Source organism: Amycolatopsis speibonae (genome assembly GCF_042647925.1).
GTDB lineage: Bacteria > Actinomycetota > Actinomycetes > Mycobacteriales > Pseudonocardiaceae > Amycolatopsis > Amycolatopsis speibonae.
The window spans coordinates 1-5,408 of sequence record NZ_JBHRWK010000066.1 but is presented as its reverse complement, the minus strand read 5'-3'; the positions used below and the strand labels follow the sequence as shown (position 1 = coordinate 5,408).

6 protein-coding genes are annotated in these 5,408 nt (G+C 67.8%); 3 read left to right on the top strand and 3 right to left on the bottom strand.

Annotation, left to right across the window (positions count from 1 at the left end):
- The first annotated feature begins 350 nt into the window (after positions 1 to 350).
- On the top strand, positions 351 to 740 hold the full coding sequence (locus tag ACFOSH_RS33825; RefSeq protein WP_378243954.1) for a hypothetical protein: 390 nt from the start codon (positions 351 to 353) through the stop codon (positions 738 to 740).
- Between the two features lie 36 nt (positions 741 to 776).
- The gene (gene hisS / locus ACFOSH_RS33820; protein ID WP_378243952.1) at positions 777 to 2,063 is read left to right on the top strand and encodes a histidine--tRNA ligase; all 1,287 of its coding nucleotides are present in this window, start codon (positions 777 to 779) and stop codon (positions 2,061 to 2,063) included.
- A 47-nt stretch (positions 2,064 to 2,110) separates the two neighbouring features.
- Here the strand turns inward: hisS and ACFOSH_RS33815 are convergent, their stop codons facing one another.
- From ACFOSH_RS33815 to ACFOSH_RS33805, 3 genes are read right to left on the bottom strand one after another with little or no spacing between them, the layout of a single operon-like run.
- Entirely contained in the window at positions 2,111 to 3,112 is a 1,002-nt protein-coding gene (locus ACFOSH_RS33815; protein WP_378243950.1) for an aldo/keto reductase, read from the bottom strand.
- 26 nt (positions 3,113 to 3,138) lie between these two features.
- Positions 3,139 to 4,122, bottom strand: coding sequence for an aldo/keto reductase (locus tag ACFOSH_RS33810; RefSeq protein WP_378243948.1), 984 nt, complete (start codon positions 4,120 to 4,122; stop codon positions 3,139 to 3,141).
- On the bottom strand, positions 4,119 to 4,520 hold the full coding sequence (locus ACFOSH_RS33805) for a MerR family transcriptional regulator (RefSeq protein ID WP_378243946.1): 402 nt from the start codon (positions 4,518 to 4,520) through the stop codon (positions 4,119 to 4,121). The genes ACFOSH_RS33810 and ACFOSH_RS33805 overlap by 4 nt, the downstream gene beginning before the upstream one ends.
- Before the next feature lie 84 nt (positions 4,521 to 4,604).
- On the opposite strand from ACFOSH_RS33805, the gene ACFOSH_RS33800 reads away from it, so the two are divergent.
- Entirely contained in the window at positions 4,605 to 5,198 is a 594-nt protein-coding gene (locus ACFOSH_RS33800; protein WP_378243944.1) for a TetR/AcrR family transcriptional regulator, read from the top strand.
- Positions 5,199 to 5,408 lie beyond the last annotated feature (210 nt).

Here is a 5,408-nt window from a genome sequence, read left to right as displayed (position 1 = left end):
GATCCACCGGACGAAAACCCATAGCCACACCAGGATTCTCCCAGCATCACCAGCCCACACCAAAATCATCACCAGCAGGTCGCCCCAAAACGCAACAGCCTCTGACGGTAGCGAAGGGGCCCTTCACTACCGTCAGGATCGCCACGCTGGCCCCAGGCGCACCAGCAGTCACAGCGGCTGCGCGTGAAGGCCCCCTTCCCTCGGCTCAGCCGAGGAAACTCGACCTTCACACCCTCCCCAAGCGACCGAAGCGGCGGTGAAGCATCGGTCCGGTGGGTCGCCAACTTTGGTGACACCGTTTTAAAACAGTGTTATCGTTGCCTTCGTCCCCACCACCGAAGGGAAACACCATGGAAGGCCCGATCAGGCTCTTCACCGTCATCGCGCTCGTTTCGCTGCCGACTGTGATGTACGGCGGCTACGCGCTGATGGGTGTCCTGCGCGACAAGAAGCTGACCGAACACCAGCGCGGGATGTTCCGCGCCGGTCACGCCCACGCCGGCGTCCTGCTGGTCCTGGCGCTGGTCGCGCTGCGGATCCTCGGGCAGACCGAGCTCCCGGACACCGCTTTGTGGATCGTCTGCTTCCTGCTGCTGTTCGGCGTACTCGCCCAGTCCGGCGGCTTCTTCCTGCACCTGCTACCCGGCAAGGGCAAGCTCGGCGGCCGCGTCACCAGCGCCGGCGCCGTCCTGCTCGGAGCGGCGATCCTGACCACCGCGTACGGCGTGGCCTTCCCCTGACAAAAGCACTGGCGACCGCTCGTTAAGCTTGCTGACGTGCCTGAATACCTGCCGACAGCCCCCGCGAAGGGGACCCGCGACTTCCTGCCCGCCGAGATGTCCGTCCGGACGCAGGTGTTCGGCCATCTCTACGACGTGCTCGAACTGCGGGGCTTCCTCCGCTACGACGGGCCGATCCTCGAACCCGCCGAGATCTACGAGCGGAAGTCGGGGCAGGAGATCGCGGACCAGCAGCTGTACACGCTGACCACCAAGGGCGGCGAGCGGCTGGCGCTGCGCCCGGAGATGACGCCGTCGGTCGCGCGGATGATCGCGGGCAACGCGAAGTCGCTGCAGTTCCCGGTGCGCTGGTACAGCCACCCGAACTGCCACCGCTACGAGCGGCCGCAGCGCGGCCGGGTCCGCGAGCACTGGCAGATCAACGCGGACATCTTCGGTTCGGACAGCGCGAACTGCGAGATCGAGATCTTCGAGCTCGTCCACGACATGATGAGCGCGCTCGGCGCGACCCCGGACATGTTCCAGGTGCGGGCCAACGACCGGAACCTGCTCTCGTCGGCGCTCACCGACATCGTCGGCGTGACGGCGGAGCAGTTGCCGCAGGTGTTCACCCTGGTGGACCGCTGGGAGAAGTCGGACCGCACGAAGCTGAGCGACACCGCGACCGAGATCGGCCTGACCGAGAAGCAGTTCGAGAAGCTGGCCGAGATCCTGTCGTCCGGCGCCGCGCTGCTCGACGAGCTGCCCGAGCAGGTCAAGGAGAACTCGAACCTGGTGAAGGTGCTGAACAGCGGCGCCGCGAACCTGATCACGTTCGACCCGATGATCGTGCGCGGGCTCGCGTACTACACGTCGACCGTGTTCGAGGTCTTCGACACCTCGCCGGAGAACCGGCGGGCGCTGTTCGGCGGCGGCCGGTACAGCGACCTGGCGTCGTTGTTCACGTCGCAGCAGATCCCCGGGATCGGCTTCGGCATGGGCGACGTCACGCTGATCGACTTCCTCGACACCCACGGCCTGACACCGAAGCCGCGCAGTGAGACCGATGTCGTGGTGATCCCGGTGGTCGAGGAGCTCACCGACGCCGCGCGCGAGGTCGCGGGACGGCTCCGCAAGGCCGGTCTGCGCACGTCCACGCCCGTCGAACTCCGCAAGCTGGGCAAGGAACTCACCCGGGCCGACAAGGCCGGGGCGCGGGCCGTGGTGATCGTCGGCCAGGAGGACTGGGACGCCGGGAACGTGACGGTCCGCAGCCTCGAAAGCCGTGAGCAGCAGACCGTCGCCGTCGACGCCGTGGTCTCGACGGTCAATTCCCTTCTCTGACAAGGAAAAACCGGCGCCAAGTCTTGGCGCCGGTTTTTCCCTGTCTCTCAGCGCGACAGCGTCTTCATGGACGCTTCGGGGTACCGCTCGCCCGCGACCGCGTCGGCCGGGACCGCGGCCTCGATCGCGGCCACGTCCTCGGCGGCCAGCTTCAGGCCGACGGACGCGACGTTCTCTTCGAGGTACTTGCGCCGCTTGGTGCCCGGGATCGGCACGACGTCGTCGCCCTGGGCCTGCACCCAGGCGAGCGCGAGCTGCCCCGCGGTGACACCCTTCTGCTCGGCCAGCGCACGCAGCGCCTCGACGATCTCCAGGTTCCGTTCCAGGTTGCCGTCGGCGAACCGCGGCTGGAGCGTCTGCCGGAAGTCGCCGTCCGCGAAGTCCTCTTTGGACTTGAAGCGACCGGTGAGGAAACCGCGGCCCAGCGGGGAATACGGCACCAGCCCGATACCGAGCTCACGGCAGGTCGGGACGACCTCGTTCTCGATGTCGCGCGACCACAGCGACCATTCGGTCTGCACCGCCGTCACCGGATGCACGGCGTGCGCCCGACGGATCGTCTCCGGACCGGCCTCGGACAAGCCGATGTGCCGGATCTTGCCCTGCTCGACCAGTGAGGACAGCGCGCCCGCGGTCTCCTCGATCGGTACGTTCGGGTCGACCCGGTGCTGGTAGTAGAGGTCGATGTGATCGACGTTCAGCCGGCGCAGCGACGCCTCGACCTGTTGCCGCACATAGAATTCGTCGCCGCGGATCCCGCGCGTCGAAGGGTCGGCCTCGTCACGCACGATGCCGAACTTGGTCGCCAGGACGACCTTGTCCCGCTTGCCGGACAGGGCGCGGCCGACCAGTTCCTCGTTGCGGCCGAAGCCGTACATGTCGGCGGTGTCGATCAAGGTCACGCCGAGGTCGAGCGCGCGGTGGATCGTCGCGATCGATTCGGTGTCGTCACCTTGGCCGTAGAACTCGCTCATGCCCATGCAGCCGAGCCCTTGCGCGCCGACTTCCAGCGTGCCGAGCCTGCGTGCGGGCAGGGTGGAACCCGTCATGATTTCTCTCGCAATTCTCTGGTTTCTTACTTACCGGCCGCGCGGGCGAGCCGCTCCGGATAGCGTTCGCCGGCGATCGCCTCGACGGGCGCGGCCTTTTCGATGGCCTCGATGTCCACTTCGGACAGTTCCAGCTCCGCGGCGGCGGCGTTCTCTTCGAGGTACTTGCGCCGCTTGGTGCCCGGGATCGGCACGACGTCGTCGCCCCGCGATTGCACCCAGGCGAGCGCCAGCTGTCCGGCCGTCACGCCCTTTTCCGCCGCCAGAGCGCGCAGCGCCTCGACGATCGCCAGGTTGCGCTCGAAGTTGCCCTCGGCGAACCGGGGCAGCCCGCGGCGCATGTCGTCCGCCGGGAGGTCCTTCACCGACGTCACGCTGCCGGTGAGGAAGCCGCGGCCGAGCGGCGAGAACGGCACGAGGCCGATCCCCAGCTCGCGGACGGTCGAGAGGATCTCGCCTTCGATGCCGCGAGTCCACAACGACCATTCGCTCTGCAAAGCCGTCACCGGGTGGACGGCGTGCGCGCGGCGGATCGTCTCGGCACTGGCCTCGGAAATCCCGGCGAACCGGATCTTTCCCTCGTCCACCAGCTCCGCGAGCGCGCCCCAGGTCTCCTCGACCGGAGTGTCCGGGTCGACCCGGTGCTGATAGTAGAGGTCGATGTGGTCGACGTTCAGCCTGCGCAGTGAGTCTTCGCAGCACTTCTTGACGTAGGCCGCGTCCCCGCGGGCGGCCATCCCGCCGTCTTCGGTCCAGACGATGCCGAACTTGGTCGCCAGCACTACCTGGTCCCGCTTGCCCGCGATGGCCTGGCCGACGAGTTCTTCGTTCTCACCGTCGGCGTACACGTTGGACGTGTCGAGCAGGGTCACGCCCAGTTCGAGGGCGCGGTGGATGGTGGCGATCGACTCCGCGTCGTCGTCGCGGACGCCGTAGGCCTGGCTCATCCCCATGCAGCCGAGTCCCTGCGCCCCGACTTCCAGACCGCCGAGCCTCCTGGTGCTGATCACGCTGAAATTCCCTCCACGGTGGCTCCGGTGCCGAGCACCGTGCGCTCCACCTGGTCGTAGTGGTCGATCTTGTAGTCGAGGATGTCGAGGCAGGCCTGCAGCTCGGCGATCCTGTCGGCGACCGAGGTGCGCTGGTCGACGAGGATCGACTTGCGCCGTCCCGCGCTCGCCGCGCCGTGGTGGCGCAGCGACGCGTACTCCCGCATGCGCTTGATGGGCATGCCGGTCAGGCGCAGCTTGGTCAGGAACCCCAGCCAACCGAGGTCGTCGTCGGTGTAGGCGCGGCGCCCCGCGGCGTCCCGTGCCGGTGGCTCGACGAGTTTGATGCGCTCGTAGTACCGGAGAGTGTCGATGGACAGTCCGCTACGTCGCGCGGCTTCCGCTATCGAGTAGCTCATGTCAACGACAGTACGACCTGGAGTGCGCTCCAGGTCAACTCCGAATCCGAGCGATTGATAACAGCGTTGCGATACCCTGTGATCATGCCCCGCCCCAGGACGCACGACGAGAACCTCCGGCTGAAACTGCTGGACCGCGCCGGTGAGCTCATCTCGGCCGACGGCCCCAAGGCCCTCAGCCTCCGCAAACTGGCCGCCGACGTCGGTACGTCCACCACCGCGGTCTATTCACTCTTCGGCGGGAAGACGGACCTCGTCAGCGCGCTGTTCGCCGAGGGCTTCCGCCGCTTCGGCCGCCGGATGTCCGGTGTCTCGCGGACGGGCGACCCGGTCGAGGACCTCGTGCGGCTCGGCGTCGCCTACCGCGAGAGCGCGCTGGCCGACCCGCACCTCTACGCGATCATGTTCACGAAGTCGGTGCCGGGTTTCGAACCGGCGGAGGAGACCTCCGGTCAGGCCCGCGCGACGATGGCGCCGCTGGAGGAGACGATCCGCACGGCGGTCGCCGACGGCGTCTTCCTCGACGTGCCGCCCGAGATCGTGACGGTGGCCTGCTGGGGGTTCGTGCACGGGCTCGTGTCGCTGGAGCTGAACGGGAACCTGCCGGAGGAGTTCACCGTGAGCGCGGCTTACGAGACCGCGCTACGGGCGAACGCCTCCGGCTGGCTGCGCCGCTGACGCCCCGCTCCGCGTCGCGTTTAGCCCGCTAAACGCGATCCGCCGCCGCCCGCCCCCGACTTCGCGCCCCCGCTGCCCAAGTCCGTGAAGGCCTCCTTCCCTACCCTCAGGAGGCTGTTGCGTTTTCGGATTGGGGTTCGTTGGTGTTGGTGGGGCGGGGCCGGAGGCCCTGCCCCATCACACTGTCTGGGGCTGGGTGGTGGTGAAGAG